This window comes from Actinomadura sp. GC306 (genome assembly GCF_004348665.1).
Taxonomy (GTDB): domain Bacteria; phylum Actinomycetota; class Actinomycetes; order Streptosporangiales; family Streptosporangiaceae; genus Spirillospora.
Genome location: NZ_SMKM01000043.1, coordinates 1 through 14135 on the forward strand (window position 1 = coordinate 1; position 14135 = coordinate 14135).

General features: G+C 68.6%; 14 protein-coding genes and 1 pseudogene. 4 read left to right on the top strand and 11 right to left on the bottom strand.

Annotated features, from left to right (window positions below):
* From E1200_RS33580 to E1200_RS33585, 4 genes are all read right to left on the bottom strand, one after another.
* Nucleotides 1-689 (bottom strand): hypothetical protein (locus E1200_RS33580; RefSeq protein ID WP_165950254.1); only part of this gene is annotated, 689 nt, incomplete at its 3' end.
* A complete protein-coding gene (locus E1200_RS09190) occupies nucleotides 677-1189 on the bottom strand; it encodes a transposase (protein ID WP_131951399.1) in 513 nt (170 codons plus the stop codon). The genes E1200_RS09190 and E1200_RS33580, both read right to left, overlap by 13 nt.
* Before the next feature lie 31 nt (nucleotides 1190-1220).
* Nucleotides 1221-1976, bottom strand: a complete 756-nt coding sequence (locus E1200_RS09195) for a hypothetical protein (protein WP_131951400.1) — start codon at nucleotides 1974-1976, stop codon at nucleotides 1221-1223.
* On the bottom strand, nucleotides 1976-2131 hold the full coding sequence (locus E1200_RS33585; RefSeq protein ID WP_165950255.1) for a hypothetical protein: 156 nt from the start codon (nucleotides 2129-2131) through the stop codon (nucleotides 1976-1978). The genes E1200_RS09195 and E1200_RS33585 overlap by 1 nt, the downstream gene beginning before the upstream one ends.
* A gap of 1378 nt (nucleotides 2132-3509) precedes the next feature.
* On the opposite strand from E1200_RS33585, the gene E1200_RS09200 reads away from it, so the two are divergent.
* Together E1200_RS09200 and E1200_RS09205 are read left to right on the top strand one after the other, a co-directional pair.
* On the top strand, nucleotides 3510-4202 hold the full coding sequence (locus E1200_RS09200; RefSeq protein WP_131951421.1) for a response regulator transcription factor: 693 nt from the start codon (nucleotides 3510-3512) through the stop codon (nucleotides 4200-4202).
* Nucleotides 4199-5629 carry a HAMP domain-containing sensor histidine kinase gene (locus E1200_RS09205; protein ID WP_131951401.1) on the top strand — a complete coding sequence of 477 codons (1431 nt, stop codon included), beginning with the start codon at nucleotides 4199-4201 and terminating at the stop codon, nucleotides 5627-5629. The genes E1200_RS09200 and E1200_RS09205 overlap by 4 nt, the downstream gene beginning before the upstream one ends.
* A gap of 56 nt (nucleotides 5630-5685) precedes the next feature.
* On the opposite strand, the gene E1200_RS09210 is transcribed toward E1200_RS09205, so the two are convergent.
* The 5 genes from E1200_RS09210 to E1200_RS09235 all read right to left on the bottom strand — a co-directional run bounded on the left by E1200_RS09210 (nucleotide 5686) and on the right by E1200_RS09235 (nucleotide 10784).
* Nucleotides 5686-7776, bottom strand: a complete 2091-nt coding sequence (locus tag E1200_RS09210; RefSeq protein ID WP_207933256.1) for an MMPL family transporter — start codon at nucleotides 7774-7776, stop codon at nucleotides 5686-5688.
* A gap of 147 nt (nucleotides 7777-7923) precedes the next feature.
* A complete protein-coding gene (locus tag E1200_RS33590; RefSeq protein WP_165950256.1) occupies nucleotides 7924-8091 on the bottom strand; it encodes a hypothetical protein in 168 nt (55 codons plus the stop codon).
* A 508-nt stretch (nucleotides 8092-8599) separates the two neighbouring features.
* Complete coding sequence (locus tag E1200_RS09225; protein ID WP_131951403.1) at nucleotides 8600-9448, bottom strand: alpha/beta hydrolase; 849 nt, start codon at nucleotides 9446-9448, stop codon at nucleotides 8600-8602.
* A gap of 14 nt (nucleotides 9449-9462) precedes the next feature.
* Entirely contained in the window at nucleotides 9463-9795 is a 333-nt protein-coding gene (locus E1200_RS09230) for a nuclear transport factor 2 family protein (RefSeq protein ID WP_131951404.1), read from the bottom strand.
* 257 nt (nucleotides 9796-10052) lie between these two features.
* Nucleotides 10053-10784 (bottom strand): alpha/beta hydrolase, encoded by a 732-nt coding sequence (locus E1200_RS09235; RefSeq protein ID WP_131951405.1) that lies wholly within the window; start codon nucleotides 10782-10784, stop codon nucleotides 10053-10055.
* A 152-nt stretch (nucleotides 10785-10936) separates the two neighbouring features.
* Here E1200_RS09235 and E1200_RS09240 point away from each other — a divergent pair, with 152 nt between their 5' ends.
* Nucleotides 10937-11623, top strand: coding sequence for a GntR family transcriptional regulator (locus E1200_RS09240; RefSeq protein ID WP_131951406.1), 687 nt, complete (start codon nucleotides 10937-10939; stop codon nucleotides 11621-11623).
* Nucleotides 11624-11976: 353 nt separating this feature from the next.
* On the opposite strand, the gene E1200_RS09245 is transcribed toward E1200_RS09240, so the two are convergent.
* The gene (locus E1200_RS09245) at nucleotides 11977-12984 is read right to left on the bottom strand and encodes a 1-aminocyclopropane-1-carboxylate deaminase (RefSeq protein WP_131951407.1); all 1008 of its coding nucleotides are present in this window, start codon (nucleotides 12982-12984) and stop codon (nucleotides 11977-11979) included.
* A gap of 156 nt (nucleotides 12985-13140) precedes the next feature.
* On the opposite strand from E1200_RS09245, the pseudogene E1200_RS34735 reads away from it, so the two are divergent.
* Nucleotides 13141-13326, top strand: a pseudogene (locus E1200_RS34735) (IS30 family transposase); the annotation flags it as partial.
* Nucleotides 13327-13552: 226 nt separating this feature from the next.
* Here the strand turns inward: E1200_RS34735 and E1200_RS09250 are convergent.
* Complete coding sequence (locus tag E1200_RS09250; RefSeq protein WP_131951408.1) at nucleotides 13553-14083, bottom strand: pyridoxamine 5'-phosphate oxidase family protein; 531 nt, start codon at nucleotides 14081-14083, stop codon at nucleotides 13553-13555.
* Nucleotides 14084-14135 lie beyond the last annotated feature (52 nt).

Here is a 14135-nt window from a genome sequence, read left to right on the forward strand (position 1 = left end):
AACGCTGGACCGCACTCAAGCACACCACGCTGAGCCCCGGCAGAATTGGCGACCTCGTCCGCTCCGCGCATGTCCTCACGCTCTTCGAGCACCGCCGGATCAGCTGAAAGTCGCTGACAAAACCTCATTGTCCCCATCGTTCGATACTGCTCCAGCACTTCCTTCTTAACGTGGCCAATCATTTCACCGTTATAGATCTTCTTCGCACACAAATCACAAGAGTCGCCAGCGAACGGCTGCCGTACCGTCGCTGGCCAGCGACCGAATATGTGCTCCCAGGCTGAGGCAGCGAACTGGACGAACTCAGCTGGTTCAACCGGCCCTGACCCTTCCGGCTCAATACCCAGGACCGCACATGACCGCGCCATATCCCGGTCGGCAATGGCAAACAGCTCGCTGCAATCCTGACAGATACCCCATGGGGACCGCTGCGCTCCTACCTGGGATACGGCACTGTCGAACATGACTAACTGTTGCGATTCGCCAAAGTTGAGATCGTCCTGCAATCGCTTACTCATCGCGAAACTGCGTCGCCAAAACGCCTCAGACAACACGACATCGCTGGTCCTGATGTAGTAGTCCGCTGTCCGACCAAGATTGACGTTGCACACATCACAAGAACCCTGGAACACACAGGGAACGGTATCCCCCGCCTCAATGTCCCGCGGCTCGCGCTTCAACCATCCCACGCAACCCGCTCCTTCCTTTCGGAAACGCCATCCAGACTCCGGAGTACTGGATCCAGCATGGGCCGCGCGCGTCGCGCTGCGCGCGGGCAGACGGTAGCCAACGCCTTCGGCCGCAGTAGGTAGCCAGGCACAGGTTCAGAACCTGAAGCACCGGCACGCGCGCCGAAGCGGTCACGCAGATGGTCAAGCACCGCGACTACTTCGTCCGGGGCTGGCCAAGCTCGGCGGCGAAATGCTTGGACGCGGCCCTCGAGATATCGTGGTTCCGATTTAGCTCGCTGTTTTCCTTCGCGCAGCCGCTTGAGGTCTTCGCGCTCGGCGGTGGTCAGCTGCTCAGACCGCTGGCCGACGTCGGTCTCGGCTTCGCGGCCCCAGGTGCACAGGGCCTCACGGTGGATGCTTAGATCGGCGGCGATCTGAGCGGTCGACCGGTCGGACTCCAGCGACAGCCGCACAACCCGGTCACGGACTTCCTTGGGGTATTTACCTGGTGCTGCCATCGCGGTGATGCTCCTCCCCTGCTAGCCAAGATCACGCTGCTTTAAAGGACTTCACCGAATTCGGTGGACTCCGCTTCAGGCCGTCCGGCAAGATCGGCAAGGTGACTGTCCCCGTCTTGGCGGGCCCTGGCGGAGGCTTCTCCGGCTTGTTGTCACTGGTCGCGGTCAGGACGAGAACGGCACCGACCGCTATCGTGATGGCGGCGGCGGCCGTATGGAGCCGTGCCCGCCGGACCGCCGCATGCACCTGGGTCGCGTGGATGAGTTCCAGGAGCCGGCCCTCGACCCGCTCCGCCAGCGCGGCGTTGGCCTGGGCATCGGCGCGCGCCTGTTCGAGGATGCTGCGCTTGCGTTCGTCGTCCTCGCGCGCCGCGGCTGCCGCGAGGTTGGCTGCCGCCGTCTGATGCAGGACCCGCGCGGAGCGCAACTGATCGGGACTCGGTGGAAAAGGGCCGTAGAAAGCCGCCGGATCTCTGGCGATCGCCGCTCTGAGCGCCGCGGCGCCAGGGGCGTCGAGCTGGCTCAGCAGCGTGATGCGCGGCGTAATGGCCTCGCTGGTCTGCCAGACGGCCCAGCCCACGCCCAGCAGCCCGAGGGCCAGCCCGGCGAACACTGCGGCCGCGTCCCCCATGTCGTTGATCTTGCTAACGGCGGCGACGGGAGTGCCGCCCAGCAACAGGACCCCGACGCCGGCGAACGCCGCGATCGTCCACTTGGCGGTCGTCCTCAGATCGGTGACCGCGGCGGCGACGGGGGATTCAGCGGCCGGGGATTGCCCGAGCGCCATTACGGACCGGCCTGTTCGTCCCGGAACACGACCGGGCCCTCTGCTGGCAGTTCGCGAATGGGAAGCCATTTATCGCCATCGAACACGACGACGTCACCGGAGTCGGCGAACTTCACGTCGCCAACGGCGGGCGCTTCACTGCTCTCGTCACCCATGCGGCGATTATGTCCCGTCACGAGACGAACGTGGCCGGATTGCCATAGACGTTGTAGGCCAGCCAGGTCGGGGCGCCCTCGTCCCTGATCGCCAGGCGGGCCGAGCGCACGCCTGGCCCAGCAGCTGGCTCCCGTGAGGAAGGCGTCTTAAGAACGCCTTGGCGAAGTGGCGGGTGGGCTCGCTCGGCAACTGCCACAAGGTGCCGGTCGGGCGAGGCCGCCGCCGAGCAAGCCATGAGATCACCAACGGTCCCATGGCGGCTCGTTGTCGGCTCGGCAGTTATGAAACGAATCGGCATGCAGTAACATTGGACGGCAGAGGAATCGGGCGGGACGCGGACGATTCGGCATACAATGACACTGCCGAACCCGTTCCGACACGACAATTTCGGACTTTTAATCCGTAGGCTGTGGGTTCGAGTCCCACGCGACCCACCACCCCTGACCAGGGCAAACACGAGATCGTCCCGGCTTGCCGCGGCCCAGCATGTCCCGGTTCGTCCCGTGGCAGCTCGATAGCGGCTCGGCGGCTCGATCGGGCCCTGCATCACCCTGGTAGCCCCTCGAAGCCGGATACTCTTCCCCCTCAAGCCGGTCATGTCGCCCGCAGAATCGACGGCCAGACCCACCAGAGCAGTCAGCAACGCACCTCCACGAGCGCGAGTCCGCAGGCTCGCATCTCGGCGCAGCGGCACCATCGAGCGCTTCTCGCCAAGGCGATCCTGAGGAGCAGTCGCGATCAAGAGCGCGACGGTGAAAGCGCGCGCCTCCAGCCCGGGTCAAGATGGCCCCCGCTCTCCCAATCCGTCGCATGTGGATCATCACCCCGTCTCGACCTCTTCCGTTGCATCCAGACCCGCCGGCACTACAACGAGATAGCAGTTTTCGACGCCCGACTGGCGGCCGCCACTTGACGCTTACGAAGATCGAATTCCGGAGCACTACAGGTACCGCAGCCGGCCGTGCTCTCGCTCCTCATGGCGCTCGTGCTTGTTGTTCGACAACGCCCCAGACGGACGTCCTGTCGACGTGTCGGGGGCGCGCTGAGACGTCCTCTCCAGCTCGCAGCTTGTGATGCAGAGCCGCGGGTGACCGGGGCCGCGTCATCTACCGGCAGGGCGCCGGCGTAGTGCAGGTCTCAGGTCAAGCGTCCGGTTGCGACTGCGGTGGTTCGGGGCTGGATATGCGTACAGGCACGACTGTCCGGTTGCCGGGTGTGATGCTGGTCCTGGTCCTCCCCCTGCTCATGAGCCGACGGCAGGTTCCGTTTTCTAGGTATCCGTGAGAAAGCGCGGTTCCCAGCGACGCGTTAATACTGCTCTCAGGTTGACCGGGGACAATGAGCGGAAAATGCATCGACTGGAGGGGGCGGGCCGGGGTGCGGATCATGATCGCGGATGATGAGAGGGCCATCCGTGAGTCGCTGGAGCGGGTGCTCCAGGTCGAGGGCTACGACACCAGCACCGTCGCGAACGGTCTCGCCGTGCTCGACGGGGTCGGTGGGGCCGGCGGCGACACGCTGGATCTGCTGATTCTCGACGTGATGATGCCCCGCCTCGGCGGGTTGGAGACCTGCCGGCGGTTGCGGGCCGCGGGCCGGGATCTTCCGGTGCTGATGCTGACCGCCCGTGACCAGGTCTGCGACCGGGTCGCGGGGCTGGACGCGGGCGCCGACGACTACCTGCCCAAGCCGTTCGCCACCGAGGAGTTGCTGGCCCGGGTGCGGGCCCTGCTGCGCCGGCGCACGCCGCCCGGCGGGGAGTCGCAGATCCTGTCGTTCGCCGACGTCCGGCTCGATCCCGACAGGTTCGAGGTGTGGCGGGGCGGGCGGCCGCTGCGCCTGACCCGGACCGAGTTCTCCCTCCTGGAGGTCCTCGTGCGCAACGCGACCCGGGTCTTGACCCGCGACGCGCTGTTCGAGGCGGTCTGGGGCTTCGACATGAGCGCCACCGCCAACAACCTCCAGGTATACGTGAGCTACCTGCGCCGCAAGATGGAGGCCGAAGGGGAGCCGCGATTGATTTACACGCTGCGCGGCCTGGGGTACACGTTGCGAGAGACTCCTCCGTGAGCAGGCCCGCCGGCAGGGAACCGCGCCGGCTGACCCGATGGTGGCGCCGGCGGTCCCTGCGGACCAGGCTGACGGTGATCGCGGCGACGGCCATCGCGGCCAGCGTGTTCGTGGCCTTCCAGGTGGGCATCGAGCTACTGAACTCGGAGCTGCAGGACACCGCCGAGGATCAGCTGCGCGCCGACTCCCGCGTCCTGGCGGCGAGCGCGGAACACGCCGGTCCGGCGCAGCTCCGGCTGCCGCCGTATCCCGGATCCGGTCGGCTGGTGCGGGTCGTCCTGCCCGACGGCTCGACCCGGACGCCGCCCGGCCAACCCGCGCTGCCCCCGGTCAGCGAGCGCGCCGGGCGCGTGGCGCAGGGCGCGTCGGCCGATCTGATGGAGTCCGACGACAGCGGCGGCTACCTCATCTACACGCTGCGGGCGGGCGGCGGCGCGGTCCAGGTGGCCCGCGCTACCGACGACGACAGCCCGATCACCCGGTTCGGGCTGGGCATGCTGCTGATCGGGCTGCTCTGCGTGGTCGGCGGCGCCCTCGTCGGGCGTGCCGTGGCGCGGGCCGGGCTGGCACCGATCGACCGGCTGACCACCGCCGCGGTACGTGTCGCGCACACCCGGGACCTCGACGCCGACATCCCGGACGAGGGCGGTGGGGAGATCCGGCGGCTGATCCAGTCGATCAACGACATGCTCGCCGCGCTCCGGGACTCCCGGCGGGCCCAGCGGCTGCTCGCCGAGGACGCCGCCCACGAGCTCAAGACCCCGCTCACCAGCCTGCGCCTCAACGTCGAGCTGCTGATCAGGCTCGATCGGCGCGGCACCCTGGACAGCGCGCTGCCGACGGAGAGCCGGACCCGGCTGCTCAACGATCTCGGCGCCCAGGTGGCCGAGTTGAGCACCCTCGCCGCCGAGCTGACCGACCTGGCGCGCGGTGACGTCAGCGACGAGAGCACCGAGCTGCTCGACCTCGCCGACGTGGTGGCGGCCGCCGCGACCCGGGCGCGTTCCCGCGTGCCCGACATCGAGGTCGCGCTCGACGTGGCCTCCGTGTGGGTGAGCGGGCGTCCAGCCGCGCTCCAGCGGGCGGTGCTCAACCTCATCGACAACGCCGGCAAGTGGTCCCCCGCTGACCAGCCGGTCCAGGTCCGGCTCCGTGCCGAGGGCGCGTCGGCGGTGCTCGAGGTCGACGACGCCGGGCCGGGCATCGACGCCGCCGACGTACCGCGGGTGTTCGACCGGTTCTACCGTGCCGGCAGCGCCCGGGCGCTGCCGGGATCCGGTCTGGGGCTGTCGATCGTGCAGCGGGTCGTCGACGCCCACGGCGGCCGGGCCACCGTCGCCCGCTCCGCACGCGGTGGCGCGCTGCTTCGGGTCGTCCTTCCGGCCGCGCCCCCGCCGACGGAAGGGCGGCGGCCTTCGGGCCCATGAAAAGGATCCGGGACGGGGCTGAGCCCCCGTCCCGGATCTCGTCTGTGCCGCCGCGCTCACCGCTGCAGCGAGGGCTCCTCGTCGTCGGCGAGCGACTGCCGACCGTCCGGCGGCTCCGCCGCTGGACGGGACAGCCGGCTCGGCCACCAGATCCGCCGGCCGATCAGCAGGGTGAGGGCGGGCACCAGGACCGACCGCACCAGCAGGGCGTCGAGCAGCACGCCGAAGGCGACCAGGAACCCGACCTCGATCAGCATCACCAGCGGAAGTGTGGCGAGGACCGCGAACGTGGCCGCCAGGACCACGCCTGCCGAGGTGATGACGCCGCCGGTCGCGGAGAGGGCTTTGAGCATGCCCTTTCTGGTGCCGAGACGCACGGTCTCCTCTCGGGCCCGGCTGGTCAGGAAGATGTTGTAGTCGACGCCGAGCGCCACAAGGAACAGGAACGCCAGCAGCGGCACCGAATAGTCGATGCCCTTGAACCCGAGGATCGTGTCGAAGACGAACACGCTGCCGCCGAAGGCCGCGGCGAAAGAGACGATCACGGTGGCCATCAGGATCAGCGGGGCCACGATCGCGCGCAGCAGCAAACCGAGGATGATCAGGACGACGGCGAGCACCAGCGGGATCACCAGCTTCTCATCGCGGGTGGTGGTCACCTCGGTGTCGAGGTTCTCCGCACTCGGCCCGCCGACGATCGCCTCCGCCCCGCTCACCGCGTGCACGGCGGCGCGCACCCGCTTGATCGTGTCGTACTCTGCGGTGGTTCCCGGCGCGTCCGTCGGGAACGCGGAGATGCCGACCCAGCCACCGCCGGTCTCCTCCGGAATGGCCATGGCCACACCGCTGGTGTCCCTGACGACGTCGAGCACCCGCTCCTGGTGCGCCGCCCGCGTCAAGATCGTCATCGGCTGGCCGCCGAACTCCGGGAAGTGCCGGCCGAGAACGGTGAAGCCGGTGACCGACTCCGGCGCGGACAGGAACTGGTCCTGCTCCCGCAGGGCGCCGGTGTTGCCCGCCAACCCGATGGCGAGCATGCCGAGGATCGCGAACGAGCCGAGCGTCGCAACCCACCGGCGACGGTTGATGGCGGTGCCGAGCCGTCCCCACAGCCCCGGCTTCTCCTCCACGGCCGTGCTGAACCGCGGGATGGCCGGCCAGAAGATCCGCCTGCCGAGCACCACGAGCACCGCCGGGAACAGCGTCAGCATGGCCACCAGCGCGCACAGGATGCCGGCCGCACCGATCGGGCCCAGCCCGCTGGTGCTGTTCAGGTCCGCGACGAGCAGGCAGAGCAGGCCGGCGACCACGGTGGCCGCGGACGCGACGATGGCCGGCGCCGCGCTGCGCAGCGCGTGGACCATCGCGACCCGGACGTTCTCGTGGTGGTGCAGCGTCTCCCGGTACCGGGAGATGAGCAACAGCGCGTAGTCCGTGCCGACGCCGAATACCAGGATGGTCAGCAGCGCCGAGTTCTGGCTGTTGACCACGATGCCGAAGCCCTTGACGAGCAGGTAGACGGTCGCCATCGCGGTAAGTGCGGCCGCACCCACGGCCACCAGCGGGATCAACCACAGCACCGGGCTGCGGTAGGTGAGGATGAGCAGGAGCGTGACGACGGCGACCGTGGTGAGGAGGACCTGCAGGTCGATGCCGTCGAAGACGGCGTCCATGTCGCCGTCGATCGCGGCCGGGCCGGTCACGTCGAGTTCCAGGCCGGCGGGGCGGTCCTTCGCGGCGTCACGCAACGGGCCGACGATGGCCTCCGGTTCGCCGTAGGTCGTGCTCACCGAGAGGGTGAACATCATCGCCTTGCCGTCGGTGGAGGATCTCGTCGGTGGGCCCTCGTCCTCGCCGCCGGCCGGGGCTGCGACCTTCGGCGGGTACTGCTTGGCAAGGGTGTTGTAGTGGCGCTCGACCGTCGCGCGGTCGGCGTCGGTCATGCCGCCGGCGCGGTGGTACACGAAGACGAACGTGTTGTCGTCACCGCCAGAGAGACTGTCCTCCAGCATCGCCACTTTGGTGGACTCGGCACTGGCCGGCAGGGTGTCCGCGGCGCTGTCGGTGGTGACCGAGCTCAACTTTCCGCTCAGCGGCACCATGAACGCCGCCAGCACCATCCACAGGCCGATCACCAACCAGGGCACCCACCGACCGGCCAACCGACCGGCCGGCGCTTTCCCGGACGGCGCTCCGTCGACTGCCATCACGGCCTCCTCCTACATACGGGTCACTTCGCTGATCTGATGCCTGCTTCCTACTGAGCGAAGCTGAGACGACCGTTAGGACGGAGCTCAGACCGGGCGGCCGAACCTGGAGTGCCTTGCGGCGGAACGCTCAGGCACCTGATCGACGCCGGCGTCGTTGAGGAACTCCCAGACAGTGGAAGGCGCCACCTTGATGCCGAGCACCAGCAACGCGCCGTGCGCCCGCCGGTGGCCCCAGCTCAGGTTCTCCTGCACCAGGCGGAGGACGAGAGCCCGGATTTAGCGGACGGCTTATCCGCTTGGGTTTCGAGCGGCAAGCGCGCCGACCGGCGATCAGGTCACGGTGCCGACGCAGCACCGTGTGTCCGGCCGCACCGGGAGCCGCGTCCGGCGCAGTACACCGCGAGGCAACGGGCTCAGCAGCGCCGCCAGCGCCCGGTCCGAAGCGATGAACGGCACCCGAGTCCCGGCCAGATGCCTCCTGATCAGTCATCGGGAGCAGGCGGAGGGCCGCGAAGGTGACGGCCACCAGCTGGGCGGGAAGAGAGTCCGGTGCACCGCGCCCGACCGGGCGTTCCTGGCGGCGCTGCTGCGCCGCCTGTCACCGGAGGCGCTGCTCCGGATGCGGCTGCTGGTGCGCCCGGACACGGTGATGCGCTGGCACCGTGACCTTGTCCGGCGCCGACACGCTGCCCGGTCCAGGGTCTGCGACGACGAACGGGTAGGGACGATGCCATTCGTCCCCACCCGTCAGCGCCAGGGATCAGGTGGACTTGGTCACGAACTGGAGCAGTGCCTGGTTCACCTGGTCGGCGTGCGTCCACAGGAGGCCGTGCGGCGCTCCGTCGATCTCGACGTACTCGGCCTTGGGCACCAGTCCGCGGAACCGGCGCCCGGTCGCGTCGATGGGCAGGATGTTGTCCTTGGTGCCGTGCAGGATGAGCGTCGGCTTGGCGGCCGCGCGAACAGCCTCGACGTCAGGACGGAAGTCCTCGATCCAGGTGGGCACGACGGCGTAGGCCGCCACTGGGGCCGACCGTGTCGCGGTGTTCCAGCTGGCGGTGACCGCCTCCTGGCTGATCCGTGAGCCCAGGTTCTCCTCGAGATTGTAGAAGTCGGCGAAGAACTGAGTGAACCATGCGTAGCGGTCGGTGCGGGCGGCTTGGATGATGCCGTCGAACACGTTCCGGGGCACGCCCTCGGGGTTGTCGTCGGCTTGTACCAGGTACGGTTCGAGCGGGGCGAGGAAGGCCAGCCCGGCGACCCGCTCGTGCCCGTGGTTGCGCACGTACCGGGCGAGTTCGCCGGTGCCCATGGAGAAGCCCACCAGGATGACCTCGCGCAGGTCGAGGGTCTCCAGCAGCGTGTTCAGGTCAGCGGCGAAGGTGTCGTAGCCGTAGCCGGTGGTGACTTTGCTCGAGCCGCCGAAACCACGACGGTCGTAGGTGATGACCCGGTAGCCGGCCTCGAGCAGTACGCGGGACTGCAACTCCCAACTGTTGCCGTCAAGCGGGTAGCCGTGGATGAGCACCACGGGTTGCCCCGTGCCGTGGTCCTCGTAGTAGAGGTCGATGTTCGTGCTGTTCTCTTGCCCGACCGTGATGGTCGCCATCGCAGTACTTCCTTTCAGATTCGGATGCGCAGGACCTGTATGTGGTCGTCATCGAACTTTTCGAAGTGGAACCTCAGGCCAGCCACGGGGCTGCCCGGGAAATCACCCGCGATCGTGCAAGTCACGGTCATTCCCTCGCCGGTCGGCTCGACACTGGTGATCGTGTGCTCGACCCGGGGAACCCCGCTGCGCCAGGCGCGGATGGCGTCGATGCCCGCGTACTCCTTGCCCTCGTCCTCGACGAGGGCGTCGGCGGCGAACAGGGCGACGTAGGCCTCGTCGTCCCGTCCGGAGGCGAGCTCGAAGTAACGCTGGATGAGCTCCGGAGTGGTGTCGGTGGTCGTCATGGGTCTTCTCCTGTTCGGTATCGGAGTCTTGCTTCTGACCTTGGGCTCTCCCGCGGGGAGAGGGTCAATCCAGGCAGCAGATGGCGAGGGTGGCGACCAGGAGAGCGGCGTCGAAGAGGACAGCGCCGTCGAAGACCACATGGGGGGATGGTTGTGCGTGGTGGACTACGGGTCGGGGACGGGCGGCACGCGGCTTCCCCTGTGGCGTCCCGTCGGCCGGTTCGTGCGCTGTACCGGCCGGCGGGACGGCCCCTGTGTCACTTGGTGACGGTGCGGCCGACCTTGTCGATCACGTCGGCGACGGCGCCCGGTTCGGAGACCGCGACGGCGTGCGAGGCGTCGACCTCGACGATCTGCGCGCCCGCCCGCTTGGCCATGAACCGCATCGACTCCGGCGGGATCGCGAGGTCCTGCCGGGCGATCAGGTGCCAGGACGGGATGCTCTTCCAAGCGGCCCTGGTCGCCTTGCCCTGGAGCGCGGCCTCGGTGATGGGCCGCTGCGTGGCCGCCATCAGCTCGGTCTCCTTCCGCGGGACGTCGGCCGCGAACACCCGGCGGAACTCCTCGTTCTCGATGTAGAGGTCGTTGCCCGTGCCACCGCCGGGCAGCGGGAAGGGCACGGGGCGCAGCGCGGCGCCGAGTTCGTTGCCGGGGAACTTGTTGGCCAGGTCGGCGGTGCTCTCCCCCACCTCCAGCTGGAAGCTGGAGATGTAGACCAGGGCCTTGACGTTCGGGTGGCCGTCGGCGGCCTCACTCATCACCGATCCGCCGTAGGAGTGACCGGCGAGCACGATGGGACCGGAGACGCTGTCCAGGACGCTGCGCACGTAGGCGGCGTCCTCCTGTAGGCCGCGGAGGGGGTTGGCTGCTGCGAGCACCGGGTAACCGTCGCGTCTGAGCCTCTCGATCACGCCGTTCCAGCTGGAGGAGTCGGCGAACGCGCCGTGCACGAGCACGACCGTGGGCTTGCGGAGCAGGTCGAGGTTCATGGTGTACGTCCTTCCGCTCTCGGGCGGGCCTGTCCCGACCCGATGTACAAGCTAACAACGTCTTACATGCAATATATTACACACCGCATGTCGGATTCTCCTAGGGTTGTTGGAGTTTGACATTCGCCGGACCGGCTGGTGCAGTATGTTGCATGCCGGTTCCACGAGGTCGCGGGCTCGTTTCACGGTCACTGCTGCGCGATGACGCCTACCGGGCGATCCGGGACGCCATCGTCGACGGCACCCTCGCCCCCGGCGAGCGGCTCAACGACGCCGACCTGGTCGAATGGCTGGGCGTGAGCCGCACCCCCGTCCGCGAGGCGCTGGCCCGCCTGGAGCACGCCGGCCTCGTCCAGACGAAGCCGGGCCGCTACACCATCGTGAGCCCGCTGGACGTCCGCGCCCTCCGCAACGCCAAGTCGGTCACGGCCGCCATGCACGAACTCGCCGTCCGCGAGGCGCTGCCCAACCTCTCACCCGCCGAACTCAAGGCCATGCGCGAGGCCAACGCGCGCTTCGCCGACGCCCTCCAGAGCGAGGACGCCGACGCCGCCATCACCGCCGACGACGAATTCCACGGCGTGCTGGTCACCGCCAGCGCCAACGACGCCCTGCGCGACGTCCTCGAACAGTTCATGCCGATGCTGCGGCGCCTGGAACGACTGCGCTTCTCGTCCCTGACCGGCCGGGAGTCGGTCGAGCAGCACGACCGGATCATCGCGCTCTGCGAGGCCGGCGACGTGGAGGGCGCGGCGGCCGCCATCCGCGCCAACTGGGAAACGCTGACCGCTCTCATCGGCACCCTGACCACACAGGACGCCGCCGACCGCGACTCCTGAGGGTCCGCCTTCTCCGCCGCGGCACGCCAAGCCCTGAAACTCTCGGCGAAGAGGGTCTCGACGAGGTCGGTCCTCGTCGGGGAACGGCGGTAGAGGGTGCCGATCGCGCCGCCGGCCAGGAACGGGCCGTCCGGCTACACCGACGCGGTCAAGCGTGGCTGGAGATCCGTACGGCACCAGCTACCACACCGGGTTGGGACGGGGTACCGGCTCGATCGACGACGGCGCCCGCAAGGCCGCCCGCCGCCCAAGGCGAGCGCGTCGTCCGTATCATCCGGGCTTTCAAGCTCGGCGGCCTCTCCGACTGACCGCACCGGCCGATCCGACCTGTCGGATCGGCCGGTCCACTGCGGTCAGCCGAACAGGCCGCTATAGGCGTTGATGGCCGGCTGTCCTCCCAGCTGGGCGAACAGGACGTTGGAGTTCCTGGGGATCTCACCGTTGTGGACCAGGTCGATGAGGGCGGCCATCGACTTTCCCTCGTACACCGGGTCGAGGATCATGCCTTCCAGCCGGGCGGTGAGCCGGATGGCCCGGAGGGTGGAGTCGACCGGGATGCCGTAGCGGCCACCGGCCCAGCCCTCCAGGACGGTGATCTCGTCATCGTGCAGGTCCCGTCCCAGGCCGATCAACTCGGCGGTGGCACGGGCGATCTTCGCCACCTGCGTGCGGGTCTCGGCGGGCTTGGCGGAGGCGTCGATGCCGAGGACGCGGCGGGGCCGGTCCTGGCCCGCGAACCCCGCGATCATTCCCGCCTGGGTGCTGCCGGTGACACTGCACACCACGATCGTGTCGAAGAAGACCCCCAGCTCCCGCTCCTGTTCCTGCACCTCATAGGCCCAATTGGCGAAGCCCAGGCCGCCCAGCCGATGGTCGGAGGCCCCCGCGGGGATCGCGTAGGGCGCGCCACCGGACGCGCGCACGTCCTCCAGCGCCTGCTGCCAGCTGTCCTTGAACCCGATCCCGAACTCGGCCTGGACCAGCCGCACGTCCGCACCCAGGATCCGCGACAGCAGGATGTTGCCGACCTTGTCGTTGACGGCGTCCGGCCACTCCACCCAGCTCTCCTGGACGAGCACCGCCTTCATCCCGGCCTTCGCCGCCACCGCCGCCACCTGCCGGGTGTGGTTGGACTGCACCCCGCCGATGCTGACAAGGGTGTCCGCTCCCTGAGCGAGCGCGTCGGGAACCAGGTACTCGAGCTTGCGCGTCTTGTTCCCGCCGAACGCCAGCCCACTGTTGCAGTCCTCGCGCTTGGCCCAAATGCGGGCACCGCCGAGATGCTCGCTCAACGACTCCAGCGCATGGATCGGGCTGGGCCCGAACAGCAGCGGATAACGCTCAAAACCATCAAGTGACATCCGGCGACTCTCCGCTCACCATCGGGGGGGTATGCAATATATAGCACGCAACATTATGCATCCGGAGCGAGGGAACGGGAAGACGCGCCTTGCACGCCTGCTGCCGCCGTGCTGCCACGGAGACTGCCCGTGGGTTTCATGGTCCTGCCGTGTTATCTGGGCCGGGCGCCGCCGACGATCTCGCGGGAGTTGCGGCGCAACGCCGCGCCCGGTGGCGGACGGTCGGACTATCGGGCTTCGGTCGCGCAGTGGCACGCCGACCGGGCCACCCGCCGTCCCAGGCAGTGCAGGCTGGCCGCCAACGATCGGTTGCGCGACTATGTCGAGGACCGGCTTGCCGGCGTGTTCTCCACGCCCGGCGGCGGCAAGGCCCCGGCCCGCGGGTCACCTGGATCGGACCGCGTCATGGACACCACAAGGACCTGCGCCGGGGCAGATCATGGAGCCCGGAGCAGATCGCGGGTCGGCTCCCATCGATTTCCCCGAGGACGAGACCATCCTCGATGACGGAGGTGCGCCGGCCGTGGGAGCTCCGCCGTGGTCGTCCCGATATGGCCCGTGCTGCGAATCAGGGCCGGGGCGCCTCAATGAGCTTGGCGATATCGGATGCGTAGACGCTCATCCAGTGCGGATGCAGCCGGTAGTAGACCACCTCCTCGTCCCAGTCGAAGGAGTCGTCGCCGTAGAAATCCTTGAGGTACGCGAGCAGGTCCGGCCAGTCCGCGGCCGGCTCGCCGTGCCGGGGGTTGAGGATCTCCACCGTGCCGTGCGTGAACACGCCCAGGTCCTCACCGCGCATGTGCGCGGCGCTGACGGCCGGGCGGGCGGCCAGGTGGCGGGCCTTGACGGCACCGCGCGCCGTGCCGAAGTGCCACTTGCCGTGCAGGAAGTGCCCGTCCACGCCGCTGATCCGCGGTTCGCCCTTCGCCGTCACCGTGGACAGGGCCAGGGTGCACATGCCGGTGAGGACCCCGGTGAGCTGCTCCGCGGTCAGTGTGCTCTCGGTGCTGATGATCGACCGAAGGTGCGAGGAGGAGCGGGACAGAGACGCGTCCAGCAGGGCCTGCAGCTCTTCGAGTTCTTCCCGCGTTTCGCGCATGCCGTTCCTTGTCCATCCGTAGGGCTCGGTCCGCGCTCACATCGGCGCGACC

Bases quoted from the DNA above. Each gene is read 5' to 3' on its own strand.
- E1200_RS33585 (WP_165950255.1), bottom strand. From the start codon at position 2,131: ATGGGTGACGAGAGCAGTGAAGCGCCCGCCGTTGGCGACGTGAAGTTC.
- E1200_RS09230 (WP_131951404.1), bottom strand. From the start codon at position 9,795: ATGACGACCACCGACACCACTCCGGAGCTCATCCAGCGTTACTTCGAG.
- E1200_RS09190 (WP_131951399.1), bottom strand. From the start codon at position 1,189: ATGGCAGCACCAGGTAAATACCCCAAGGAAGTCCGTGACCGGGTTGTG.
- E1200_RS09195 (WP_131951400.1), bottom strand. From the start codon at position 1,976: ATGGCGCTCGGGCAATCCCCGGCCGCTGAATCCCCCGTCGCCGCCGCG.
- E1200_RS09250 (WP_131951408.1), bottom strand. From the start codon at position 14,083: ATGCGCGAAACGCGGGAAGAACTCGAAGAGCTGCAGGCCCTGCTGGAC.
- E1200_RS09245 (WP_131951407.1), bottom strand. From the start codon at position 12,984: ATGTCACTTGATGGTTTTGAGCGTTATCCGCTGCTGTTCGGGCCCAGC.
- E1200_RS09225 (WP_131951403.1), bottom strand. From the start codon at position 9,448: ATGGCGACCATCACGGTCGGGCAAGAGAACAGCACGAACATCGACCTC.
- E1200_RS09240 (WP_131951406.1), top strand. From the start codon at position 10,937: ATGCCGGTTCCACGAGGTCGCGGGCTCGTTTCACGGTCACTGCTGCGC.
- E1200_RS09235 (WP_131951405.1), bottom strand. From the start codon at position 10,784: ATGAACCTCGACCTGCTCCGCAAGCCCACGGTCGTGCTCGTGCACGGC.